21 protein-coding genes are annotated in these 25,055 nt (G+C 61.8%); 15 read left to right on the top strand and 6 right to left on the bottom strand.

Going from position 1 to position 25,055, the window contains the following annotated elements:
• The first annotated feature begins 108 nt into the window (after window positions 1–108).
• Both ACVWZP_RS01005 and ACVWZP_RS01000 read left to right on the top strand, forming a co-directional pair.
• Window positions 109–648, top strand: coding sequence for a PQQ-dependent catabolism-associated CXXCW motif protein (locus tag ACVWZP_RS01005; RefSeq protein ID WP_169866022.1), 540 nt, complete (start codon window positions 109–111; stop codon window positions 646–648).
• 24 nt (window positions 649–672) lie between these two features.
• Window positions 673–1,338 (top strand): response regulator transcription factor, encoded by a 666-nt coding sequence (locus tag ACVWZP_RS01000; protein ID WP_017847492.1) that lies wholly within the window; start codon window positions 673–675, stop codon window positions 1,336–1,338.
• A 236-nt stretch (window positions 1,339–1,574) separates the two neighbouring features.
• On the opposite strand, the gene ACVWZP_RS00995 is transcribed toward ACVWZP_RS01000, so the two are convergent.
• From ACVWZP_RS00995 to ACVWZP_RS00985, 3 genes are all read right to left on the bottom strand, one after another.
• Window positions 1,575–3,539 (bottom strand): PAS domain-containing hybrid sensor histidine kinase/response regulator, encoded by a 1,965-nt coding sequence (locus ACVWZP_RS00995; RefSeq protein WP_079444258.1) that lies wholly within the window; start codon window positions 3,537–3,539, stop codon window positions 1,575–1,577.
• A complete protein-coding gene (gene nosP, locus ACVWZP_RS00990) occupies window positions 3,469–4,626 on the bottom strand; it encodes a nitric oxide-sensing protein NosP (protein WP_046382808.1) in 1,158 nt (385 codons plus the stop codon). The genes ACVWZP_RS00995 and nosP overlap by 71 nt, the downstream gene beginning before the upstream one ends.
• 248 nt (window positions 4,627–4,874) lie before the next feature.
• The gene (locus ACVWZP_RS00985; protein ID WP_017847495.1) at window positions 4,875–6,050 is read right to left on the bottom strand and encodes a porin; all 1,176 of its coding nucleotides are present in this window, start codon (window positions 6,048–6,050) and stop codon (window positions 4,875–4,877) included.
• A gap of 319 nt (window positions 6,051–6,369) precedes the next feature.
• On the opposite strand from ACVWZP_RS00985, the gene ACVWZP_RS00980 reads away from it, so the two are divergent.
• Window positions 6,370–7,233, top strand: a complete 864-nt coding sequence (locus ACVWZP_RS00980) for an MBL fold metallo-hydrolase (RefSeq protein ID WP_079444260.1) — start codon at window positions 6,370–6,372, stop codon at window positions 7,231–7,233.
• Window positions 7,234–7,264: 31 nt separating this feature from the next.
• Here ACVWZP_RS00980 and ACVWZP_RS00975 read toward each other — a convergent pair whose 3' ends face one another.
• Window positions 7,265–8,884 (bottom strand): methyl-accepting chemotaxis protein, encoded by a 1,620-nt coding sequence (locus tag ACVWZP_RS00975; protein WP_457369294.1) that lies wholly within the window; start codon window positions 8,882–8,884, stop codon window positions 7,265–7,267.
• A gap of 423 nt (window positions 8,885–9,307) precedes the next feature.
• On the bottom strand, window positions 9,308–9,790 hold the full coding sequence (locus ACVWZP_RS00970; RefSeq protein ID WP_017847498.1) for an Lrp/AsnC family transcriptional regulator: 483 nt from the start codon (window positions 9,788–9,790) through the stop codon (window positions 9,308–9,310).
• A 195-nt stretch (window positions 9,791–9,985) separates the two neighbouring features.
• Here ACVWZP_RS00970 and ACVWZP_RS00965 point away from each other — a divergent pair, with 195 nt between their 5' ends.
• The 5 genes from ACVWZP_RS00965 to ACVWZP_RS00945 all read left to right on the top strand — a co-directional run bounded on the left by ACVWZP_RS00965 (window position 9,986) and on the right by ACVWZP_RS00945 (window position 16,148).
• Window positions 9,986–11,221, top strand: a complete 1,236-nt coding sequence (locus ACVWZP_RS00965) for a 3-methyl-2-oxobutanoate dehydrogenase (2-methylpropanoyl-transferring) subunit alpha (protein WP_046487271.1) — start codon at window positions 9,986–9,988, stop codon at window positions 11,219–11,221.
• Between the two features lies 1 nt (window position 11,222).
• Window positions 11,223–12,281: an alpha-ketoacid dehydrogenase subunit beta gene (locus ACVWZP_RS00960; protein WP_017847500.1), complete on the top strand. Its 1,059-nt coding sequence runs from the start codon at window positions 11,223–11,225 to the stop codon at window positions 12,279–12,281.
• Window positions 12,282–13,550, top strand: coding sequence for a dihydrolipoamide acetyltransferase family protein (locus tag ACVWZP_RS00955; RefSeq protein WP_457369293.1), 1,269 nt, complete (start codon window positions 12,282–12,284; stop codon window positions 13,548–13,550). It abuts the gene before it with no gap.
• Between the two features lie 4 nt (window positions 13,551–13,554).
• Entirely contained in the window at window positions 13,555–14,934 is a 1,380-nt protein-coding gene (gene lpdA, locus ACVWZP_RS00950; protein ID WP_177029507.1) for a dihydrolipoyl dehydrogenase, read from the top strand.
• 194 nt (window positions 14,935–15,128) lie between these two features.
• Window positions 15,129–16,148, top strand: a complete 1,020-nt coding sequence (locus ACVWZP_RS00945; protein WP_017847503.1) for a branched-chain amino acid aminotransferase — start codon at window positions 15,129–15,131, stop codon at window positions 16,146–16,148.
• A gap of 129 nt (window positions 16,149–16,277) precedes the next feature.
• Here ACVWZP_RS00945 and ACVWZP_RS00940 read toward each other — a convergent pair whose 3' ends face one another.
• Entirely contained in the window at window positions 16,278–17,171 is an 894-nt protein-coding gene (locus ACVWZP_RS00940) for a GNAT family acetyltransferase (RefSeq protein WP_017847504.1), read from the bottom strand.
• Window positions 17,172–17,421: 250 nt separating this feature from the next.
• On the opposite strand from ACVWZP_RS00940, the gene ctlX reads away from it, so the two are divergent.
• From ctlX to ACVWZP_RS00905, 7 genes are all read left to right on the top strand, one after another.
• The gene (gene ctlX / locus ACVWZP_RS00935) at window positions 17,422–18,348 is read left to right on the top strand and encodes a citrulline utilization hydrolase CtlX (protein WP_057005600.1); all 927 of its coding nucleotides are present in this window, start codon (window positions 17,422–17,424) and stop codon (window positions 18,346–18,348) included.
• Window positions 18,349–18,364: 16 nt separating this feature from the next.
• On the top strand, window positions 18,365–19,411 hold the full coding sequence (locus tag ACVWZP_RS00930; RefSeq protein WP_232565852.1) for an ornithine cyclodeaminase: 1,047 nt from the start codon (window positions 18,365–18,367) through the stop codon (window positions 19,409–19,411).
• A 254-nt stretch (window positions 19,412–19,665) separates the two neighbouring features.
• Window positions 19,666–20,445 (top strand): ABC transporter substrate-binding protein, encoded by a 780-nt coding sequence (locus tag ACVWZP_RS00925; protein WP_046382800.1) that lies wholly within the window; start codon window positions 19,666–19,668, stop codon window positions 20,443–20,445.
• Window positions 20,446–20,600: 155 nt separating this feature from the next.
• The gene (locus tag ACVWZP_RS00920; protein ID WP_057005601.1) at window positions 20,601–21,302 is read left to right on the top strand and encodes an ABC transporter permease; all 702 of its coding nucleotides are present in this window, start codon (window positions 20,601–20,603) and stop codon (window positions 21,300–21,302) included.
• Entirely contained in the window at window positions 21,299–22,012 is a 714-nt protein-coding gene (locus ACVWZP_RS00915; RefSeq protein WP_288078045.1) for an ABC transporter permease, read from the top strand. The genes ACVWZP_RS00920 and ACVWZP_RS00915 overlap by 4 nt, the downstream gene beginning before the upstream one ends.
• A gap of 3 nt (window positions 22,013–22,015) precedes the next feature.
• On the top strand, window positions 22,016–22,855 hold the full coding sequence (locus tag ACVWZP_RS00910) for an ABC transporter ATP-binding protein (RefSeq protein WP_457369292.1): 840 nt from the start codon (window positions 22,016–22,018) through the stop codon (window positions 22,853–22,855).
• A gap of 5 nt (window positions 22,856–22,860) precedes the next feature.
• A complete protein-coding gene (locus tag ACVWZP_RS00905; RefSeq protein ID WP_029296543.1) occupies window positions 22,861–23,358 on the top strand; it encodes an Lrp/AsnC family transcriptional regulator in 498 nt (165 codons plus the stop codon).
• Window positions 23,359–25,055: the final 1,697 nt, after the last annotated feature.

The raw sequence follows: 25,055 nt of genomic DNA, 5'->3' as shown, positions 1-25,055 counted from the left end.
GGGCGGCAAAAACTACTACTTTAGTACTGGTTTTCCTGTCTATCGTCGCATTCCCAAGGGCTCGGGACTCACGTGTAATGGGCGCATAACGATAAGGATCGCCCTGCCATGCTGCCTGCCCGACTGCCCTTGTTGGCGCTGCTGTGCCTGTTTGCCGCCAACGTACAGGCCGATACCGCATTATTTTCCGCCGACGGCTATCGCATCAGCCTGTATCGCAGCCCCACGCCCGATCATGTGCAGGGCGCGACGATCATCGACACCCCTGCCCTGCAAGCCCTGCTGACCCAAACCCCAGCCCCGGTGCTGATCGATACGTATCGCCGCCAGTGGCTGCAAGGCCGCTTCATCGAAGACCAGCCCCACGCCAACCTGCCCGGCAGCCGTTGGCTGGCCAACACCGGCGACGGCGACCTCACGCCGGAGTGGCAAAGCTATTTCGTGCGCCACCTGTACACCTACAGCGGCGGTAACCTGGCACAACCATTGGTGTTCTATTGCCGCTCCGATTGCTGGCTGAGTTGGAACGCGGTAAAACGTGCCGCCAACCTGGGCTATACCTCTGTGTATTGGTACCGCGATGGCCTGGATGCCTGGGAAGCGGCGAAGCTGCCGGTGTCGGTGGCGCAACCCGAGCCATTTGAATAACCACAATAAGAAAGGTGAACGGCCATGTACAAAATCCTGATTGCCGATGATCACCCACTGTTTCGCGAAGCGATTCATAACGTCATCAGCGATGGTTTCCCCGGCAGCGAAGTGATGGAGACCGCCGACCTGGACAGCGCCCTGGCGCTGACCCAGGAACACGACGACCTCGATCTGATCCTGCTCGACCTGAACATGCCCGGCATGCACGGTCTCAATGGCCTGATCAACCTGCGCAACGAATCGCCGACCATCCCGGTGGTGATCGTGTCCGCCGAGCAAGACAAGCAAATCGTGCTGCAGGCCATCACCTATGGCGCCGTCGGTTTTATCACCAAGTCGTCGCCGCGCCAGCAAATGACCGAGGCGATCCAGCAGATTCTCAACGGCAATGTGTACCTGCCGCCGGATATCATCCGCACCCAGAAACCCGGCACCCACCGGCGCCTGAACGAAAACCCGGGCTTCGCTCCGGAATTGCTGCAGGCGTTGACCCGCAAGCAGTTGCTGGTGCTGGAGCGGATGACCAAGGGCGAGTCGAACAAGCAGATTGCCTACACCCTGGAGATCGCCGAGACCACGGTGAAGGCCCATGTGTCGGCGATTTTGCGCAAGTTGAATGTGCATAATCGGGTGCAGGCGATTTTGAGCGCGGGGGATATTGATTTTGGTTCTTATCTGCGGCGCTGATCTTTCGGAAAGCGCATAGAACCCTTGTGGGATGGGGTTTGTGTGGGGTTTGTGTGGGGCTTGTGTGGGAGGGGGCTTGCCCCCGATAGCGGTGGATCAGTTATAGGTGCAGTGACTGACAGTCAGCTATCGGGGGCAAGCCCCCTCCCACATTGGATCTCCATTTGATCTCTAGATCTCTGGTTCTCTGGATCTCTGGATCTCTGTTTGATCGCTGTTTGAGGAGCGTTCGGTGGTCATTTGCCTAAGAGGTGGCTCATCGCGGTCTTGAGCTTCATCGGCCGCACCGGCTTGTGCATCAAGGTGTGCCCCAGTTCGCGGATCTGCAGCTTCAGTTCGTTGCTGTAATTGGCGGTGATCATCATGGCCGGGATCGGGCTGGCGCGCCGGGCGTTGATGCGTGCCACGGCGTCGACGCCGTTCTGCTCATCGTCCAGGTGGTAATCGGCGATCAGCAGGTCGGCCTCGGCGTGATAGTTGTCCACCTGCCGCGCCAGGTCTTGTTCCGATAACGCGGTGACCACCCGGCAGCCCCACCCCTCCAGCAAGGTCCGCATTCCGGCGCAGATCGCCGCGTCGTTATCCAGTACCCACACCCGCGCGCCTTGCAGGCGCTCCAGCATCGGTTCGCTCATGGACGGCTGCGGCAGCGATTTGGGCGCGGTGGCGCTCAAGGGCACGTCCACCGCGAACATCGAGCCCTTGCCCGGCCACGACTTGACGGTGATGCGATGGCCGAGGATGCCGGCGATTTTTTCCACGATGGCCAGGCCCAGGCCCAACCCGCGATCCTGGTCGCGCCGCTGCACATCGCCGCGCTTGAACTCCTGGAAAATTTCCTCCAGGCGATCTTCGGCAATGCCCATGCCGCTGTCCCAGACCTGGATCGACAAGCGCTGGTGCTGGCGGCGGCAGCCCAGCACCACGCGCCCCGAGTAGGTGTAGCGAATCGCATTGCTCAGCAGGTTGCGCAGAATCCGCGCCAGCAGCTGGATATCGCTGCGCACCAGCGCCGAGCAGCCGACGAAGTGCAACTCCAGGCCTTCGCTGCGCGCCAGTTGGGTGAATTCGACGGCGAGGTTGTCGAGCAGCTCGCTGAGGGCGAACGGGGCGATATCGGCTTTGATCACCCCGGCATCCAGCTTGGAAATATCGACCAGGGTGCCCAACAGGTTTTCCACGTCTTCCAGCGAGTTGCTCACGTTGCGCACCAGGGTTTCATTGGCCTGGGGTTCACGGCGTTCAAGCAAGGCGCCGGTGAACAGCCGCGCGGCGTTCAGCGGTTGCAACAGGTCGTGGCTGACGGCGGCGAGGAATTTGGTTTTCGACAGGTTGGCCTGCTCGGCTTCGAGCTTGGCTTCGCGCAGGCGCGATTCCACGCGGCGGCGCTCGTCGATTTCGCGCAGCAACTGGTCGTTCAGCGAAGTCAGTTCCGAGGTGCGCTGGGCGACGCGCAGCTCCAGGTTCTGATAGGCCTGGTGCAAAGCTTCGGCGGTGCGCCGGCGCTCGGTGATGTCGCGGATCAGCACAAAGATCCCCACCACTTCGCCACTGGCCAGGCGGTTGGGCACGTAGGAGCGCAGCATGTAGCGCTCCTGGTTGTTGATGTTGGTTTCGGCGAATTCGAAGGTCACGCTCTCCCCCGCCAGCGCCCGCGAGACGTAGGCATCCAGGCGCTGACAGTGTTGTTCGCTGTGGACTTCGCGCAGGCTCTGGCCGAGCATCATGCCCCGCGGCCAGCAGTACCATTCTTCATAGACCTTGTTGGTGAACTCATACACCAGGTCGGCATTCAGGTAGCCAATCAGCGCCGGCACATGGTCGGTGATCAGGCGAATCCAGCGCTCGCTCTCCTGCGCCTTTTGCGCCGCGGCCTGTTCGCGGCGCAGGGTTTCGGCGCGCAGGCGGGCGTTGATCAGCAAGTGGTTGCTGGCGCGCAGTTCGGCCATCGCCTGGTTCAGTGCGTCGGTGCGCTCGCGCACTTGTTCGGCGAGCACCACCGAGTGCTGGAACGTGGTGTAGGGGTCGTTGCCCTGGGTCACCCCGGACTCGATGCGCTCGATCAGCGCCGCGTTGATCCGCGTCAGCTTGTAGTTGTCCAGGCGTAGCCGCGCCAGCTCGGCCAACAGTTCATTGCGATCCTGGGGCTCGCCCTCGGGCAATGGCGACGCCGGTGAAGGTCTGGTTGATATGCATGCCATTGAACTGTTCTCCGTAGGTGTTGAACCCCATCACCCGCTGGTCGCGCAGGAAGCCGCCGATCTGCTCCAGGGTGCCGCTGTCTTCCAGCTCCAGGCGGCGCAGGAAGCAGTCGCAGCCAATGGTCAGCAGCAGCTCGCCGAGGCGCGATTGCAGGCCGTCGAACAGGGTTACCAGGTTCGGCAGGATCGGCCCGGGTGTCATCACCGTGAGGACGATGCCGTTTTCCACGGCGCAGTAGAAACTCAGGCTCAGGTCGTCATGCACCTGCTGGATCGCCCTGACGTAGTACTGGTCGTGGATACGTACCGCCAGCGGGTGCGCGGCAAAGACGCGGTGGTCGAGGTCGGCCACGGCCACGCCGATGTGCCGCGCGTACTCCTCCGCGGCGGGCTCGGCGTTGAGCTCGAACACCCGCCGCGACGGGCTGTCGGCGCCGGTCACCACGAGTTTTTCCGCACGCGGCAGAATGTGGTGGGTGGTGAACACCTCGAAGTCCAGCCAGGTATTGACCAGCACCACCACGGCCGCGCCGCTGTGGAACGCGCCGTTGAAATACACGTGGGTGTGCGTGAGGTAGTTGTCGTCGCCGGCCGAACCGCCGAAATGCGGGATATCGCCGAGCGCCGCGCTGAGGGCCGCGAGCACCATTTCTTCACGGCTGGACAGCCCGTCGAGCAAGGTCAGGGCGAAGGTGTTGCCCTTGATCGGTGCCAGGGTGTTGCTGCGACAGCCGCCCACCAGGCGTTCGACCATGTGCTGGGCGTCGATCAGGCTGAAGTGTTCCACCTGGTCGATCAGTTCGGTGGCAATCGAAAAATGCGCGTGGTTAAAGCCCATCGCCGTCACGCAATTGCGCCCGTAGCCTTGGGGTGTGATCTCGCCGGCGCTGGTGCAACCGACGAGGCGCACATTGCCGAAACAACGTTGCAGGGCTTGGCCGAGCGCCTGCAGGTCGTAGGAAGCCGAGCAGAAAAACAGCACGAAGCCCAGGTACGGATGCAGCAGTTGCTCGGCCAATTCTTCGGCGGCCTGCCCGGCATCGGTGGCCAGAGACATGGCACTGACTACGCCTTCATGGTTGTGCATCGTCGACTCTCCGCTCTGAGGCATGAGTGTACGAAGGCTGGGGGGGCGGAACCTATGCTACTTGGGTACTGGGTGGGGGGATGCGATGGGATGAGACGCTCAGGATGCAGGTAATCAAATGTGGGAGGGAGCTTGCTCCCGATGGCGGTGGATCAGCTACAAATGAGCCAACTGAACCACCGCCATCGGGGGCAAGCCCCCTCCCACATTTTGACCGCGTACCACTTAAAGACCAGGGCAGTCAGGTCTTACCAGGTGAGCACGGCACCGACGGCGAAGGTGTCGGTGTCTTCATTTTGGGCGCTGGTGTCATGCCCCTTGATCTGGAACTGGTTGTATTCGGCGACCAGCTTCAGGTTGTCGTTCACGTCGTGAAACAGCGCAATGCCACGGGTGTCATAGTCGGCGCCGCTGCCCACCACGCCATTGCCGTCGTCCTTGGTCTTGCCATACGACAGCGCCAGGCGGTTCTTGCCCAATTTGTAGGAACCCTGCAGCAGGTAGCCGTTGCTGTCGACATTGCGCAGGGTCGCTTCGCCAGCATTGTTGGTGAAGAACGGGTTGATGCCCTTGGCCTGGAAGCCCGAGCCGGTCAGGGACAGGCCGCCCATTTTCGCCTGCACGCCGTAGCCCACGCCTTTGGAGGTGACGCTGTCGACGTTGGAATCGGTGTTGTCCGAGGTCTGGTAGCTGCCGTTGAGCCAGCTGTAGATCTTCGCCCCGCCCAGGTCGAACTGGTAGGTGATCTCGCTCTCGGTACGCGGGTTTTTCTGGTAGGCCTTGCCTTGGGGGCTGCTGTCGTTGGTATCGACCGGGTCGAGGATGCCGACGGCAACACGCAGGCCGTCCATCACCGGGGTGCGGTAGGTGATCTGCGAGGTCGGGAACGGGTATGGATAGCCGCTGCCGATATTGCCGAACGAAACCCCGCCGCCGTCGACCAGGCCGAGGCTGTCGCTGACCTGGCCGTAGCCCGCGAGCAATTCGTCGAGCAGGATGTTGGAGCGGGCGAACAGGCCGAAGTCCTTGCCGATCAGCACTTCGCCCCACTCCGGGTTGGCCACGGTGCCGTAGAACTGGCGCACATCGATGGCGGTGTCGGTGCCGTTGGTCTGGCTGTCGTTGATGGTCACCCAGAACGAGGCACGGGCGCCGAGCTTGAGGTCGTCGGCCTGCTTGGTCATGTTGAAGCCCAGGTAGTTGGGCAAAAAGCCCATCTTCACCCGAGCCTGGCGGCGGTCGTATTGGTCACCGGCGCGGTCTACGTTGCTGTTGACGTAGAAGGCGTTGATGTAGCCATCGGTGGAGAAGGTGGTTTCGTCTTTGTCGTACAGCATGATTTCGGCGCTGGCGAACGGGCTCAGGCCCAGGCCGACGAGAAACACAGGCAACAGACGCAGGGGGAGTTTCTTATTGTTATGCATGGTGCGCTCCGCAACGGGGACATGATGTCGGAGGCGATTATCGAAAGCTGCCAGGCCACGGCCTACGCTGCCTTGGCGCCAATTTCAGGGTGCTTTGGACGGGCAGCGGGGGCTCGGCAAATTCGGTGTAAGACCGGCCCGTTCACAGACGCGGCACTTAGGGTGTAAGACCGACCCTGAACAACATGCCGAAAGACCGCGTCATGTCCTGTTACAGGTCGACACTTTGCCTCGCAGCGCTTTTTTCCCTTAATCTGCCAAGCCCATGTGGGACACATCGCGAATGTAACCCGCAGCCCGCCACCAAGGACCGCCGCCCATGCCCGCGTTGATTCAGGCTTTTCTGGACGAGGCATCGTCGACCTACACCTATGTGGTGCATGAGGCCGACGATGGCCCCTGCGCCATCGTCGACTCGGTGCTCAATTACGACCCGGCCTCCGGGCGCACCGACACACGCCAGGCCGACAAGGTGATTGCCTACGTGCGCGAACATCGCTTGCAGGTGCAATGGCTGCTGGAAACCCACGCCCATGCCGACCATCTGTCCGCCGCGCCTTACCTGCGCCGGACGTTGGGCGGCAAGATCGCCATTGGCCAGGCCATCAGCAAGGTGCAGCACGTGTTCAAGCACCTGTTCAACCTGGAGCCGGAATTTCACGTCGACGGTTCGCAGTTCGACCACCTGTTTGCCCCGGATGAAATCTTCCCTATCGGCAACTTGAAGGCCCAGGCCTTGCACGTGCCCGGCCACACCCCGGCGGACATGGCCTACCTGATCGACGATCAACTGATCCTGGTCGGCGACACCCTGTTCATGCCCGACGTCGGCACCGCCCGCTGCGACTTCCCCGGTGGCGATGCACACCAGCTGTATGCGTCGATGCGCAAGCTCCTGGCCTTCCCGCCGCAGACGCGACTGTACGTATGCCACGACTACCCGCCACAAGGCCGTGAGGCCCGGTGCCAGACCACCGTGGCCGAGCAGCGCGCGGGCAATATCCATGTGCATGACGGGGTGGATGAAGCGGCGTTTGTGCAGATGCGGACCCAGCGCGATGCCGGGCTGGGGATGCCGACACTGCTGCTGCCGGCGATCCAGGTGAATGTGCGGGCGGGGAATCTGCCGCCGCCCGAAGAGAATGGGGTGGTGTACCTGAAGATCCCGCTCAATCAGCTCTGAACGCGCTCAACCGGCCACCTGCGTCGCTGGTTCACGCGATGGAGAACTGCGCCACAATCTGCTTGAGATCCATCGCCAGCTTCGACAGTTCGTGGCTGGCAATCGACGTTTGCCCGGCGGCCGACGAACTCTGGATCGACAGGTCGCGAATGCTGATCAGGTTCTGGTCGACGGAGCGCGCCACATGCGCCTGTTCTTCGGAGGCCGTCGCGATCAACTGGTTCCGGTCGTTGATGTCGGCAATCGCTTCGGTGATCTGGGTGATGGCCTGGCCTGCTTCGTGGGCGATTTTCAGGGAGTCCACCGCTTCGCTGCGGTTCATGGTCATCGACGACACCGCCTCGTTGGAACAGACCTGGATCTTCGCGATCATCTGCTCGATTTCCTGGGTCGAGGTCTGGGTCCGGTGAGCCAGCGCCCGCACTTCATCGGCCACCACCGCAAACCCTCGGCCTTGCTCGCCAGCCCGCGCCGCTTCGATGGCGGCGTTCAGCGCCAGCAGGTTGGTCTGTTCGGCAATCGAGCGGATCACTTCCACCACCCGTGCGATGTCCTGGGCCTGCTTGGCCAGGCCTTCGACTTCCATACCGGTCTGCTGCACGGTGGCGCTGAGTTTTTCAATCGACGCGATGGTCTGGGTCACACGCTCCTGGCCGATTTGGGCCGAGCGTTGGGAGTCCTGGGTCGACTGGGAGGCCGAGACGGCATTGCGCGCGACTTCTTCCACCGCCGCAGTCATCTCATTGACCGCCGTGGCGGCCTGGTCGGTTTCCATGCTCTGGCGCTCGATACCGGCGCTGGACTCACGGGTAATCGAACTCATCTCTTCGGCAGCCGAGGCCAACTGCCCGGAGGCTTCGGAGATGTGCTGCAAAGTGGTTTTGAGGTTCATCTGCATCGCGGCAGTCGATTGTTGCAGCTCCGTCAGCTCATCCTTGCCGTTGACGGCGATGGCCACGCGCAGATCACCGTCGGCGATCTTGGAGGTCGACACCAGCAACTCACGCACTGGGGTAATGATACTGCGGGTAAACAGGCTCGCGACGACCACGGTCAACAGCACTGAAGCGCCCATCAGCACCCAGGTAAACAGACGAGTCGCGTTGTATTCGCTGGAGGCGATCCGCACCGCCTCATTGGAGCCGCGCCCGTTCAGGGTGATCAGGTCGTTGATCGAGTCCTGCGCCTTGAGGGCGACGGGGGCTTGCACGTCGCTCAGATAAGCGGCGATCTGCGCGGAGGAGCCTGTGGTAGAGAGTGTCAGAAACTCGTCGATCTTCTGGTTGTAAGTGCCAATACTGCTCATGACTTCGTCATATTTGGCCTGCTCCTCGGGGCTCGACACCATGGGAGCGTAGCTCTGGGCGATCTTCATCAACTCCGATCGGATACTTTGAAGGCTATCCCGTGAACTTTGATCCTGCCGGGCACTGTCCATGGCAAAACGGCGCAACTCCAGACGCAACTTAAACAGGGCTGAATCGATTCTTCCGGCCAGGCGAATACTGGGCAGCCAGTTGTTTTCAATCTCAACGGTTGAAGAATAGACGGAATCGACTTTTACCAGCGTCATGCCCCCTTGTATTAACAGCAGAATGCAAACCACTCCGAAACAAAGGGTGGTACGTAGATTCAATTTCAGGGATCTCATAGACATCTCGATTCACCTTTTACGTGGACTTGTTAGTTAGGTGGCTTATAGCAACTAATTTGTTTAATAACGCGTGAAAAATTCGTGAGCGATCAAGGAAATTTTTATGATGCAAGAAAAAAAACCGTTCTTTTTAATTACTTAGCTAAACAACAAAACTCATCCAGCCTGAAGCCCAAAGCGCGTTGGAAGTCAATCGGCCCAGGCGGCAATATTTAGAATACGAAGTTAGATTAAAGTCGTAGGGTACACGGCACCTTGGCGGCTGAGTCTCCATGACTTGTCCGGCCACTTGAATGGGGAACGTAGCCGATACAATAGAGCGCTCAGGTAAAACATACATTGACAGGTGTCAATACTAAAAAGCGCGCGCCAATAAAGAGCAATGCATGAGTTGCGTTGCGTTGCGCCGCGAACCTTGTCTCAGACCATCAATCCATCCGGCGGCAGTGGCAACGCGGTCTTATAGCGCACTTGTTTAAGAGCGAAGCTGGAGCGGATATTGGCAACACCTGGCACTTTGGTCAGAAAGTCCATCATGAAACGCTCCAGCGACTGGATCGTCGGCACCAACACACGGATCAAATAGTCCGGGTCGCCGGCCATCAAGTAGCACTCCATCACCTCGGGCCGGTCGGAAATCGCCCCTTCGAATTGCTGCAAGGCCAGTTCGTTCTGCTTTTCCAGGCTGACATGGATAAACACGTTGACGTGCAGCCCCAGCAGGTCGGCATCGAGCAAGGTTACCTGGTCGCGAATCAGGCCCAGTTCCTCCATCGCCTTGACCCGATTGAAACACGGCGTGGGCGACAGGTTGACCGAGCGGGCGAGGTCGGCGTTGGTGATGCGCGCATTCTCCTGCAGGGCGTTGAGAATGCCGATATCGGTACGGTCCAGTTTGCGCATGAGACAAAATCACCTGTTTATTATGTTTATGCAGTTTTTTTATCCGCAAATGAGCCAGAGCGCAACGAAACACAGATAAATATTCTTCTACGCCCCGCCTATGATTGTTGTAGGACAAGATTTCTCCTACCCGGAGGATGACGGTCAGCTAGCGCGCCCACTACAAGAAATTCACAAGATCGAGCGTAGAAAGCCATGAACCAGCCGTATGCACCACTGCGCCTGCACGTTCCCGAACCCTCGGGCCGTCCAGGCTGCAAGACTGACTTTACCTACCTGCGTCTGACCGACGCCGGCCTGGTGCGCAAACCCAGCATCGACGTAGAACCCGCCGACACCGCCGATTTGGCCAAGGGCCTGATCCGCGTGCTCGACGACCAGGGCCAGGCCCTCGGTCCGTGGGCTGAAGACGTGCCTGTCGAGATCCTGCGCCGGGGCATGCGCGCCATGCTCAAGACGCGCATCTTCGACAACCGCATGGTGGTCGCCCAGCGTCAGAAGAAAATGTCGTTCTACATGCAGAGCCTCGGCGAAGAAGCCATCGGCAGCGCCCAGGCCCTGGCCCTGAACATCGACGACATGTGCTTCCCCACCTATCGCCAGCAAAGCATCCTGATGGCCCGCGACGTGCCGCTGGTGGACCTGATCTGCCAACTGCTGTCCAACGAGCACGACCCGCTCAAGGGCCGGCAACTGCCGATCATGTATTCGGTGAAAGACGCCGGCTTCTTCACCATTTCCGGCAACCTTGCCACCCAATTCGTACAAGCCGTGGGCTGGGGCATGGCCTCGGCGATCAAGGGCGATACCAAGATCGCCTCGGCCTGGATCGGCGACGGCGCCACTGCCGAATCGGACTTCCACACCGCCCTCACCTTCGCCCACGTCTACCGCGCGCCGGTGATTCTCAACGTGGTCAACAACCAGTGGGCCATCTCCACCTTCCAGGCCATCGCTGGCGGTGAAGCCACCACCTTCGCCGGACGCGGCGTCGGTTGCGGCATCGCCTCGCTGCGCGTGGACGGCAACGACTTCATCGCGGTGTACGCCGCTTCCGCTTGGGCCGCCGAACGCGCGCGGCGCAACCTCGGCCCGACCCTGATCGAATGGGTCACCTACCGCGCCGGCCCGCACTCCACTTCGGATGATCCCTCCAAATACCGCCCCGCCGATGACTGGAGCCACTTCCCGTTGGGCGACCCGATTGCGCGCCTCAAACAGCACCTGATCAAGACTGGCCAGTGGTCCGAAGAGGAACACGCGGCGGTCAGTGCCGAACTTGAAGCCGAAGTGGTCAAGGCGCAAAAAGAAGCCGAACAGTACGGCACCCTCGCCGGCGGCCAGATTCCAAGCGCCGCGACCATGTTCGAAGACGTTTACAAAGAGATGCCGGAGCACTTGAAGCGCCAGCGTCAAGAGTTGGGGGTCTGACATGAACGATCACAACAACAGCATCGAATTGGAAACCGCCATGACCACCACCACCATGACCATGATCCAGGCCCTGCGCTCGGCCATGGACGTGATGCTTGAGCGTGACGACAACGTAGTGGTGTTCGGCCAGGACGTTGGCTATTTCGGCGGCGTATTCCGTTGCACCGAAGGCTTGCAGAACAAGTACGGCAGTTCGCGGGTGTTTGACGCGCCGATCTCCGAAAGCGGCATCGTCGGCGTGGCGGTGGGCATGGGCGCCTACGGCCTGCGCCCGGTGGCGGAAATCCAGTTCGCCGACTACGTCTACCCGGCCAGCGACCAGATCATCTCCGAAGCGGCGCGCCTGCGTTATCGCTCGGCCGGCCAGTTCACCGCGCCGTTGACCCTGCGCATGCCCTGCGGCGGCGGCATCTACGGCGGCCAGACCCACAGCCAGAGTATCGAAGCGGTGTTCACCCAGGTCTGCGGCCTGCGCACGGTGATGCCGTCCAACCCCTATGACGCCAAGGGCCTGTTGATCGCCTCGATCGAAAACGACGACCCGGTGATCTTCCTCGAACCCAAGCGCCTGTACAACGGCCCGTTCGACGGCCACCACGACCGCCCGGTAACGCCGTGGTCGAAACACCCGCAGGCGCAAGTGCCGGACGGTTACTACAGCGTGCCGCTGGACGTGGCCGCGATCGTGCGTCCGGGTTCGGCCGTCACCGTGCTGACCTACGGCACCACCGTGTACGTGTCGCAAGTCGCCGCCGAAGAAACCGGTATCGACGCCGAGGTCATCGACCTGCGCAGCCTGTGGCCGCTGGACCTGGAAACCATCGTCAACTCGGTGAAAAAGACCGGCCGTTGCGTGGTGGTGCATGAAGCCACCCGCACCTGCGGCTTTGGCGCCGAGCTGGTGGCGCTGGTGCAGGAACATTGCTTCCACCACCTGGAAGCGCCGATCGAACGCGTCACCGGTTGGGACACCCCCTACCCGCACGCGCAGGAATGGGCGTATTTCCCAGGGCCGTCCCGTGTGGGCGCGGCGTTGAAACGGGTCATGGAGGTCTGAATGGGCACGCACGTTATCAAGATGCCGGACATTGGCGAAGGCATCGCAGAAGTTGAACTCTCGGCCTGGCATGTGAAGGTCGGCGACCAGGTCGTCGAAGACCAGGTGCTGGCGGATGTGATGACCGACAAGGCGATGGTGGACATTCCCTCGCCTGTCCACGGCAAGGTACTTGCCCTCGGCGGCGAGCCGGGTGAAGTCATGGCCGTGGGCAGTGTGCTGATCAGCATCGAAGTGGAAGGCGCGGGCAATACCAAAGACGTGCCGATGGCGGCTGAACCGGCCAAGGCGGCGCCTGCGCCGGTAGCGCAAAGCAAGCCGGCCCCAGCGGTAGAAAGCACACTGGCGCTCAAACCGTCCGTCGCGCTCCAGGCCCCCGTGGCCCGCGATGCCAACGAGCGTCCGCTGGCCTCCCCCGCCGTGCGCAAGCATGCGCTGGATGCAGGCATTCCCCTGCGCCTGGTGCAGGGGTCCGGTCCGGCGGGCCGGATTCTGCACGAAGATTTGGACGCTTACTTGCTCCAGAGTCCGGCGAAAAAAACTACGGCCGCCAACCCCTACGCCGAACGCAACGACGAAGAACAGATCCCGGTGATCGGCATGCGCCGCAAAATCGCCCAGCGCATGCAGGACGCCACCCGGCGCGCCGCGCATTTCAGCTATGTGGAAGAGATCGACGTCACCGCCCTCGACGAACTGCGCGTACACCTCAATGAAAAACACGGCGCGACACGCGGCAAGCTGACGCTGCTACCGTTCATCGTGCGCGCCATGGTCGTGGCGTTGCGCGATTTCCCACAGATCAATGCGCGTTACGACGACGAAGCCCAGGTCATCACCCGCCTCGGTGCGGTGCATGTGGGCGTCGCCACCCAGAGCGATGTGGGCCTGATGGTGCCGGTGGTGCGCCACGCCGAAGCACGCAGCCTGTGGGGCAATGCCGAGGAAATCGCGCGTTTGGCCAACGCCGCGCGCACTGGCAAGGCCAACCGCGACGAACTGTCGGGGTCGACCATCACCCTGACCAGCCTCGGCGCCTTGGGCGGCATCGTCAGCACGCCGGTGCTGAACCTGCCGGAAGTGGCCATCGTCGGCGTCAACCGCATCGTCGAGCGGCCGATGGTGATCAAGGGCCAGATCGTGATCCGCAAGATGATGAACCTCTCCAGCTCGTTCGATCACCGCGTGGTCGACGGCATGGACGCGGCGCAATTCATCCAGGCCATTCGCGGCCTGCTCGAACAACCCGCCAGCCTGTTCCTGGAGTAAGGGCATGACTCAGACATTGCACACCACCCTGCTGATCATCGGCGGCGGCCCTGGCGGTTATGTGGCGGCGATCCGCGCCGGCCAGCTGGGCATCCCGACCATCCTCGTGGAAGGCCAGGCGCTGGGCGGCACCTGCCTGAATATCGGCTGCATCCCGTCCAAGGCCTTGATCCACGTGGCCGAACAGTTCCAGCAGACCGTACACCACAGCCAGGGCTCCCAACTGGGCATCGAAGTGGATGTGCCGACCCTGGACATCCGCAAAAGCGTGGCTTGGAAAGACGCCATCGTCGACCGCCTGACCAGCGGGGTTGCCGCGCTGCTGAAGAAACACAAGGTGCAGGTCATCCACGGGTGGGCCCAGGTGGTGGACGGCAAGACCGTCGACGTCGACGGCCAGCGTATCCAGTGCGAACACCTGCTGCTGGCCACCGGCTCGAAAAGCGTCAACCTGCCGATGCTGCCGATCGGCGGGCCGATCATCTCGTCCACCGAAGCCCTGGCGCCGACCCGCGTGCCCAAGCGCCTGATTGTGGTGGGTGGCGGTTATATCGGCCTGGAACTGGGGATTGCCTACCGCAAGCTGGGCGCCGAAGTCAGCGTGGTCGAAGCGCAGGAGCGTATCCTGCCGGCCTACGACGCCGAGCTGACCCAGCCGGTGGCCGAGTCGCTCAAGCAATTGGGTGTGAAGCTGTACCTCAAGCACAGCGTCACCGGCTTTGAGCACAACCGCCTGCAAGTGCGCGACCCGAAGGGCGACACCGTGTCGCTGGAGACCGATCAGGTGCTGGTCGCCGTCGGTCGCACCCCCAACACCCGGGGCTGGAACCTCGAAGCGCTGGACCTGGAGATGCACGGCGCGGCGGTCAGGATCGACCACCGCTGCCAGACCAGCATGCGCAATGTGTGGGCCATCGGCGACCTCAGCGGCGAGCCGATGCTCGCGCACCGGGCCATGGCCCAGGGCGAAATGGTCGCCGAACTGATCAGCGGTCAACACCGCGAATTCAACCCGGCGGCGATCCCGGCCGTGTGCTTTACCGACCCGGAGTTGGTGGTGGTCGGCAAGTCGCCCGACGAGGCCAAGGCGGCGGGGCTGGACTGCATCGTGTCGAGCTTCCCGTTCGCGGCCAATGGTCGGGCCATGACCCTGGAGTCGAAAAGCGGCTTCGTGCGGGTGGTGGCGCGGCGTGACAATCATCTGATTGTCGGCTGGCAGGCGGTTGGCGTCGGCGTGTCCGAGCTGTCCACCGCCTTTGGGCTGAGCCTGGAAATGGGCGCGCGCCTGGAAGACGTGGCCGGCACCATCCACGCCCACCCGACCCTAGGCGAAGCCGTCCAGGAAGCCGCCCTGCGAGCGCTGGGCCACGCCCTCCACCTGTAAAAAACTCACCGCGGGCTTTTGTGGGAGGGGGCTTGCCCCCGATAGCGCTGGGCCAGTCAACGCATGTGCCGACTGGCGCGCCCTCATCGGGGGCAAGCCCCCTCCCACAAAAGCCCGCTCCCACATGAAGCAAGAATGCAGTATTGTTGCGCTCATTCAGAAAAAAACCGACTTGACCAGAGATAGAGGGTGTCATGGGTAACGAAAGCATCAATTGGGACAAGCTGGGTTTTGACTACATCAAGACCGACAAGCGGTTTATCCAGACCTGGAAAAACGGCGAGTGGCAAGCGGGCACCCTGACCGAAGACAACGTGCTGCACATCAGCGAGGGCTCCACCGCCCTGCACTACGGCCAACAGTGCTTTGAAGGCCTCAAGGCCTATCGCTGCAAGGACGGCTCGATCAACCTGTTCCGCCCGGACCAGAACGCCGCGCGCATGCAGCGCAGTTGCGGTCGCCTGTTGATGCCGCAAGTGCCGACCGAAGCCTTCATCGACGCCTGCAAGCAAGTGGTTCGTGCCAACGAGCGGTTCATCCCGCCGTATGGCAGCGGCGGCGCGCTGTACCTGCGCCCGTTCGTGATCGGCACCGGTGACAACATCGGCGTGCGTACCGCGCCGGAGTTCATCTTCTCGGTGTTCGCGATCCCGGTCGGCGCCTACTTCAAGGGCGGCCTGGTGCCGCACAACTTCCAGATCTCCGGCTACGACCGCGCCGCGCCACACGGCACCGGCGCCGCCAAGGTCGGTGGCAACTACGCCGCCAGCCTGCTGCCAGGTTCCGAAGCGAAAAAAGCCGGCTTCGCCGACAGCATCTACCTGGACCCGGCCACGCACTCGAAGATCGAGGAAGTCGGTTCGGCCAACTTCTTCGGGATCACCCGAGACAACAAGTTCATCACGCCGAAGTCGCCTTCGGTACTGCCAGGCATCACCCGCATGTCGCTGATCGAACTGGCCAAGACCCGCCTGGGCCTGGAAGTGGTCGAAGGCGAAGTGTTCATCGACCAACTGGATATCTTCCAGGAAGCCGGTGCCTGCGGGACGGCTGCCGTGATCTCGCCGATCGGCGGCATCGAGTACCAGGGCAAACTGCACGTGTTCTACAGCGAGACCGAAGTCGGCCCGATCACCCAGAAGCTCTATAAAGAGCTGACCGGCGTGCAATCCGGCGACGTCGAAGCGCCAGAAGGCTGGATCGTCAAGGTCTAACCCCGCCACACCGCAATACCCTGTAGGAGGGGGCTTGCCCCCGATAGCGGAGTGTCAGTCACGGGAGGTATCGACTGACCCACCGTCATCGGGGGCAAGCCCCCTCCCACATTTGATCTGCGATCATTCTCAGGATTGAGTCGGGATATTTTCCACCATCTTCTTGCCCATGCTGATCCTCGGCTCCACCCCGTACCCCAACGCCTCGTAGAACCCCACCACCGTGTCATTACCGCCGGTGATCTGCAGGTTGATCTTCATACACCCCAAGGCGCTCAAGGCCTGCTCCGCATGCCGCACCAGCGACGCACCCAGCCCTTGCCGGCGATAGTCGGCGCGCACCGCCACCGAATACAACCAACCACGATGCCCGTCGTACCCCGCCAAAACAGTACCGATCACGACGTTCTTATCCGTCGCCACAAAGAACAGCCCGTCATTGACCGCCAGCTTCTTATCGATCGCCAGGGTCGGCAGGTTGTGCGCGGTGTCATAACCAAAAGCGTCCTGCCACAACGTAACCACCTGCGCCCGATGCAAACGGTCGCGGTAGACGCCGATGGGGTGACGCGACGACAGCGCTTTCTCCATCACCAACGTGCGCTCGTTGCCATGGTAGACGTCGCGCACGGTGTGAAAGCCCAGTTTGGTATAGAACGACTCGGCGCTCAGCGAAGACGGCACGTTCAACACCGTCACCCCGGCCTCGCGGGCGCGCAATTCGATTTCGATCATCAGCAGCCGACCGATGCCCTGCCCTTGCAGCGCCGGGTTGACGAACACCGAGCGCACCACATTTCCGTCAAGGGAAGCGGTGGCGACGATCACCTCGTCCTGAACCGCCACCAGCACCGACCGACGCCGGAGCAGTTCGAGCACCGCATCGGGTGTGAAGTTGCCCGCCACCCGGGCGATCACATCCGCCGGGTAATCCCGCGCATTACTGCTGTGCAAGGCGGCGAGGATGACCCGGCTGATCCCATCTGCATCGGCGGCCTGGGCAATACGAACGGCGATAGACATGCACTCTCCTTCCTGACTCGGATACCACAACCACCCCCATACTAATGTGGGAGCTGGCTTGCCTGCGATAGCGCTCCGTCAGCCAACCTATCCGCCACCGTTTGATCGCATTCCAGCCCGCACAGCCGATTCGGCTGCCACACCCCACTTTTCAGCTTTCCCGGCTGAGCGCCGCCTCGGTTTCAGCCGGGATTCCTCCGTCAGCCCGCACAAAATAGCTCCACTGCTCAACCCATGGATTCGTGCCCCCATGCAAACCACCAACACCGTCCTGATGATTCGCCCGGCGCGCTTTGCCTTCAACCCGGACACCGCGATCAACAACCGTTTCCAACGCCAGCCCCTCGACCCGCTCGACGCACAGCACAAAGCGCTGGAAGAGTTCGACGGCTATGTCGACACCCTGCGCCGGCATGGCGTCGAAGTCCTGGTCGTGCAGGACACCCCGGCACCGCACACCCCCGACTCGATCTTCCCCAACAACTGGTGGAGCAGCCACGCCGACGGCAGCCTGGTGCTCTACCCGATGGAAGGCCAGAACCGCCGATTGGAGCGCAACAAGGGCGTGCTGCACGTCCTCGAACAGCGTTTTGCAATCAAGGACACGATTGACCTCAGCCATCTCGAACAACAGAACATCTTCCTCGAAGGCACCGGCAGCATGGTGCTCGACCGCCAGCACCGGATCAGCTACGCCTGCCACTCCGGGCGCACCCACCACGACGCCCTGCGCCAGTTCGCCGAACGCCTCGACTACCAGCTCTGCGTGTTCCACGCCGTCGACCGCCACCACGCGCCGATCTACCACAGCAACGTGATGATGAGCGTTGGCCGCAACCTCTCGGTGGTGTGCCTGCAAGCCCTGCCGGACGCCGAAGAGCGCCAGGCCCTGGAGCATTCCCTGCGCGACACCGGCAAGGACATCCTCGCCCTCGATTTCGACCAGTTGGAAGCCTTCGCCGGCAACATGCTCGAAGTCCACGACCGCGACGGCCAGCCGCTGCTGGTGATGTCCGCCAGCGCCTGGAACGCCCTGCAACCCGCGCAGCGCCGGCATGTGGAACGCCACACGCGGCCGGTGGTGGTGAACATCGACAACATCGAACGCATCGGCGGCGGCAGTGCCCGCTGCATGCTCGCGGAAGTGCATCTGCCCGCCCGCGCCACCTTCCAATAACGACAGGAGCCACTCCATGACCCGCTATATCGACGTCAACGACCTCAGCTACCTGGTCTCGCAAAAAGGCCTGCAAACCTGCATCACCGAGATGGCCGAGTACATCCGCGCCGACTACCTGCGCTGGCAGGACTTCGAGAAATGTGCGCGCCTGGCCAACCACTCGCCGGAGGGCGTGATCGAACTGATGCCGGTGTCCGACGCGTCGCTGTATGCCTTCAAATACGTCAACGGCCACCCGAAAAACACCCAGGCCGGCATGCTCACCGTGATGGCCTTCGGCGCCTTGGGTGACGTGGACACCGGCCGGCCGCTGCTGCTGGCGGAAATGACCCTGACCACCGCGATTCGCACCGCCGCCACCTCGGCCCTGGTCGCACGCTACCTGGCCCGGGACAACAGCCGCAGCATGGCGCTGATCGGCAACGGTTCGCAAAGCGAATTCCAGGCCCTGGCCTTCCACACCCTGCTGGGCATCAATGAAATCCGCCTGTTCGACATCGACGCCAGGGCCACCGCCAAGCTGGCGGCCAACCTCAAGGCGTTCCCGGCAATCAAGGTGATCCTGGCCGCCAGCGTGGCCGAAGCGGTGAAAGGCGCGGACATCGTCACCACCGTCACCGCCGACAAGGCCTACGCGACCATCCTCACCGACGAGATGATCGAACCCGGCATGCACCTCAACGCCGTGGGCGGCGATTGCCCGGGCAAGACCGAACTCGACCGACGCATCGTCGAGCGTGCGCGGGTGATCGTCGAATACGAACCGCAGAGCCGCATCGAAGGTGAAATCCAGCACATGCCGGCCGATTCGCCGGTCACCGAACTGTGGCAAGTGATCAACGGCCAGGCGCCCGGCCGCGAGAATGCGCGCCAGGTCACCCTGTTCGATTCGGTGGGTTTTGCCATCGAAGACTATTCGGCGCTGCGCTACGTGCTGGACGTGGCCAAGGCGCTGGACGTCGGCAGCGAACTGGAACTGGTGCCCGACCTGGCCGACCCGAAAGACCTGTTCGCACGCCTGGCCCAACCTCCGCGCGTACAGCACAAAAAGCGCGCCTGAAACCGCTCTGGCCTGCCGCTTTGCGCCGAGGGCAGGCCAGAACCGCGACGATCAAAAGCCGATTCAGCGGGTGCCGCAGCCGATTCCGCTGCATTGCCTGTTTTAACAGCGCAATTCGCGCTTTGAGCACGGGGTAAACGACACAAAAAACGCACCACCTTGAAGCATTCTGAGCGCGACCGAAGAGTCAGCAAATGAATGCGCGCTGCTCCTTTGACTGCCCTGACATCAATTACAAAATATAGGGACTCCACATGACGCCACTCCGCTCATTGTTCGCTGCGTTGCTATTGCCGCTGTGCGCCAGCGCCGCCCACGCCCAAGACTGGAAAGAAATCCGCTTCGGCGTATTCCCCGAATACCCACCCTTCGAGTCCGTCGCCGCCGATGGCAGCCTGCAAGGCTTCGATATCGAGCTGGGCAACGCGATCTGCGCCAAGCTCGAAGTCAAATGCACCTGGGTGCATAACGAATTCGACGGCATGATCCCCGCCCTGCGCGCGCGCAAGTTCGACGCGATCATGTCCTCCATGGCCGTGACCCCGGCGCGGGAAAAACAGATCGACTTTACCGACCGCCTGTTCCTCAGCCCCACCTCGGTGATCACCCGCAAGAACGCCGACTTCGGCGACACGCCGGAATCCCTCAAGGGTAAACAGGTCGGCGTGCTGCAGGGCTCGTTGCAGGAAGCCTACGCCCGCGCGCACCTGGCCAAGCTCGGCGCCCAGATCAAGGCGTACCAGTCCCAGGACCAGAACTACGCCGACCTGCAAAACGGCCGCCTCGACGCCACCCTGACCGACAAACTCGAAGCTCAGCTCAACTTCCTGTCCAAGCCCGAAGGCGCCGACTTCAAGACCGGCCCGGCCTTCAAGGACCCGACGCTGCCCCTGGACATCGCCATGGGCCTGCGCAAGAACGACCAGGAACTGCGCGCGCTGATCAACAAGGGCATCGCCGCCGTCCAGGCCGATGGCACCTACGCCCAGATCCAGAAGAAATACTTCGGCGATCAAGACATCTACAACGAGTAAGCCAACACCGACCCTGCAGGAAAAGACTTGTGTGGGAGGGGGCTTGCCCCCGATAGCGGCGGCTCAGTCAGTACATGTGTCGACTGATACACCCTCCCCCTCCCCCAAAAGCCCGCTCCCCCAGGGGTCTGTCTGCGCCCTTTAGAGATCTCCCCATGAACGAATTCCTCAACCTGCAGGGCTACGGCCCGATGCTCGCCCAGGGCGCCTGGATGACGGTCAAGCTGGCGTTCCTCGCACTGGCCCTGAGCCTTGGCCTGGGCCTGATCGCCGCTGGCGCCAAACTCTCCAGCGTCAAACTGCTGCGGGTGCCGGCCACGCTCTACACCACGCTGATTCGCAGCGTGCCGGACCTGGTGCTGATCCTGCTGATTTTCTACAGCCTGCAACTGTGGCTGAACGACCTGACCGAAGCCTTCGGCTGGAACTACTTTGAAATCGACCCGTTTACCGCCGGGGTGGTCACCCTGGGGTTTATCTACGGCGCCTATTTCACCGAGAACTTTCGCGGCGCGATCCTCAGCGTGCCGGCCGGTCAACTGGAAGCCGCGACCGCCTATGGCCTGAGCCGCTGGCAGCGCTTTCGCCTGGTGCTGTTCCCGCAGTTGATGCGCTTCGCCCTGCCGGGGCTGGGCAATAACTGGCTGGTGTTGCTCAAGTCCACGGCGCTGGTGTCGATCATCGGCCTGTCCGACCTGGTCAAAGCCGCACAGAACGCCGGCAAGACCACCAACGAGCCGCTGTACTTCCTGATCCTCGCGGGCCTGGTGTACCTGGTGATCACCACCCTCTCCAACCGCATCTTCAAGCGCCTCGAACGGCGCTACAACCTCGGCATCAAGGGGATGGCGCGATGATCGAACTGTTCCAGCAATACGGCCTGGCCTACCTGTACAGCGACGGCGCGGGTGTGTCCGGGGTGGCGATGACCCTGTGGTTGTTCATCATCTCGGTGCTGTTCGGGTTTTTCCTGTCGATCCCCCTGGCGATCGCCCGCGTCTCGGAACACGCCTGGCTGCGCTGGCCGGTGGAGGTGTACACCTACCTGTTTCGCGGCACGCCGCTGTATATCCAACTGTTGATTTGCTACACCGGGCTGTACAGCCTGGAGGTGGTGCAGGACAGCGCCCTGCTCAACCAGTTCTTCCGCAACGCGTTGAACTGCACGCTGCTGGCGTTCGTCCTCAACACCTGTGCCTACACCGTGGAAATCTTCGCCGGGGCGATCCGCAACATTCCCCATGGCGAAATCGAAGCGGCACGCGCCTATGGCCTGCACGGCTGGCGACTGAACCTGTTTGTGGTGGTGCCCGCCGCGCTGCGCCGTGCGTTGCCGGCCTACAGCAATGAAATGATCCTGATGCTGCACGCCACGTCGCTGGCGTTTACCGCCACCGTCGCCGACATCCTCAAGGTGGCCCGCGATGCGAATGCCGAGACGTTCCTGACGTTCCAGGCCTTTGGTATCGCCGCGCTGCTCTACATGCTGCTGTCCTTTGCACTGGTGGGCCTGTTTCGACTGGCCGAACGTCGCTGGATGCGTTTTCTTGTTCCTACCCGAGGCTAACCCATGAATCAGTCCGCGCAGGCCCTGGCCACTTATCCCATCGATACATCCGCAGCCCCTATCGCCAAGGCGGCGACGGCGGCGGTCAAACTGCAAGTCGAAGGCATCCACAAACGCTACGGCGAACATGAAGTGCTCAAGGGCGTTTCCCTCAACGCACGCAACGGCGATGTGATCAGCCTGATCGGCGCCAGCGGCTCGGGCAAAAGCACGATGCTGCGCTGCATCAACTTTCTCGAACAGCCGGACGCCGGGGTTATCACCCTGGACGGCATCAGCATCGAAATGCGCCAGGGCCGCGCTGGCACCCGCGCACCGCACCAGGCGCAACTGCAGAACCTGCGCACACGCCTGGCCATGGTGTTCCAGCATTTCAACCTGTGGAGCCACATGACCGTACTGGAAAACATCACCATGGCCCCGCGCCGGGTGTTGGGCGTGAATGCGGCCGAGGCGGAACGACGTGCGCGGCTGTACCTGGACAAGGTCGGCTTGCCGGGCCGGGTGGCGGATCAATACCCGGCGTTTCTGTCCGGCGGCCAGCAGCAGCGCGTCGCCATCGCCCGCGCCTTGGCGATGGAACCGGAAATCATTCTGTTCGACGAACCGACCTCCGCCTTGGACCCTGAGCTTGTAGGAGAAGTCCTCAAAGTCATACAGACGTTGGCTGAGGAAGGTCGTACCATGTTGATGGTCACCCACGAAATGGGCTTTGCCCGCCAGGTGTCCAGCCAAGTGCTGTTTTTGCACCAGGGCCGCGTCGAAGAACAAGGCGGTGCCGAAATTCTCGACCATCCCAACAGCGAACGCTTGCAGCAATTTCTTTCCAACCGCTTGAAGTGAACCCCATGGATACCAAGGCCAACGGACCCCATTCCTCCCCTGCGCTGGATCGCATCGATGAGGCGATCATCGACGTGCTGCGGCATCAGGGGCGTATCACCTACGAGAAGCTCTCGTCGCTGGTGCATCTGACCCCCAGGCCCTGCCTGGAACGGGTGCGCAAGCTCGAACGGCGCGGGGTGATCCGCGGGTACGGGGCGATCATCGACGTGCAGATGGTCTCACCGGGGCTGTCGCTGCTGGTGCTGGTGGCCTTGTCCAACCAGAGCGGGCGCTCGGCGCAAAAGGCCTTCGAAGCCTGCGTCAAAGCCTGCCCGCAGGTGTTCGAATGCCAGTTGATCAGCGGGCCGTTCGACTACAGCCTGCGCATGCGTTGCCGGGATATGGAACATTACCGAGTGCTGACGGAGACCTGGTTGAACAACGATGAATTGCACATCGACAAATTGGTGGCCCACCCCGAACTCGCGGTAGTCAAAAACACCGCCACCGAACTGGCCTGACCCCCAGACACCGAAGATCAAATGTGGGAGGGGGCTTGCCCCCGATTGCAATCTGTCAGCTACAAATTAGTTGACTGATACACCGCCATCGGGGGCAAGCCCCCTCCCACATTTGGATCTCCGTGGATCAGATAGGGCTCATTCTGCTCTTGGGCGCGGCCTTATTAGCCGACCACATCCTGGAAGCCGAACGCGGTCGAGAGTGTGGGAGGGGGCTTGCCCCCGATTGCAATCTGTCAGCTACAAATTAGTTGACTGATACACCGCCATCGGGGGCAAGCCCCCTCCCACATTTGGATCTCCGTGGATCAGATAGGGCTCATTCTGCTCTTGGGCGCGGCCTTATTAGCCGACCACATCCTGGAAGCCGAACGCGGTCGAGATTGTGGGAGGGGGCTTGCCCCCGATTGCAATCTGTCAGCTACAAATTAGTTGACTGATACACCGCCATCGGGGGCAAGCCCCCTCCCACATTTGGATCTCCGTGGATCAGATAGGGCTCATTCTGCTCTTGGCCGCGGCCTTATAGCCGACCACATCCTGGAAGCCGAACGCGGTCAAGAGTGTGGGAGGGGGCTTGCCCCCGATTGCAATTTGTCAGCTACAAATTAGTTGACTGATACACCGCCATCGGGGGCAAGCCCCCTCCCACATTTGGATCTCCGTGGATCAGATAGGGCTCATTCTGCTCTTGGGCGCGGCCTTATAGCCGACCACATCCTGGAAGCCGAATGCGGTCAAGAGTGTGGGAGGGGGCTTGCCCCCGATTGCAATCTGTCAGCTACAAATTAGTTGACTGATACACCGCCATCGGGGGCAAGCCCCCTCCCCCATTTGGATCTCCGTGGATCAGATAGGGCTCATTCTGCTCTTGGGCGCGGCCTTATTAGCCGACCACATCCTGGAAGCCGAACGCGGTCGAGAGTGTGGGAGGGGGCTTGCCCCCGATTGCAATCTGTCAGCTACAAATTAGTTGACTGATACACCGCCATCGGGGGCAAGCCCCCTCCCACATTTGGATCTCCGTGGATCAGATAGGGCTCATTCTGCTCTTGGCCGCGGCCTTATAGCCGACCACATCCTGGAAGCCGAACGCGGTCGAGATTGTGGGAGGGGGCTTGCCCCCGATTGCAATCTGTCAGCTACAAATTAGTTGACTGATACACCGCCATCGGGGGCAAGCCCCCTCCCACATTTGGATCTCCGTGGATCAGATAGGGCTCATTCTGCTCTTGGCCGCGGCCTTATAGCCGACCACATCCTGGAAGCCGAATACGGTCAAGAGTGTGGGAGGGGGCTTGCCCCCGATTGCAATCTGTCAGCTACAAATTAGTTGACTGATACACCGCCATCGGGGGCAAGCCCCCTCCCACATTTGGATCTCCGTGGATCAGATAGGGCTCATTCTGCTCTTGGCCGCGGCCTTATAGCCGACCACATCCTGGAAGCCGAACGCGGTCGAGATTGTGGGAGGGGGCTTGCCCCCGATTGCAATCTGTCAGCTACAAATTAGTTGACTGATACACCGCCATCGGGGGCAAGCACCCTCCCACATTTGGATCTCCGTGGATCAGATAGGGCTCATTCTGCTCTTGGCCGCGGCCTTATAGCCGACCACATCCTGGAAGCCGAACGCGGTCGAGATTGTGGGAGGGGGCTTGCCCCCGATTGCAATCTGTCAGCTACCAATTAGTTGA

The sequence above is a fragment of the Pseudomonas sp. TE36184 genome, from assembly GCF_054060055.1.
This window is presented reverse-complemented; position numbering and strand designations above follow the sequence as displayed.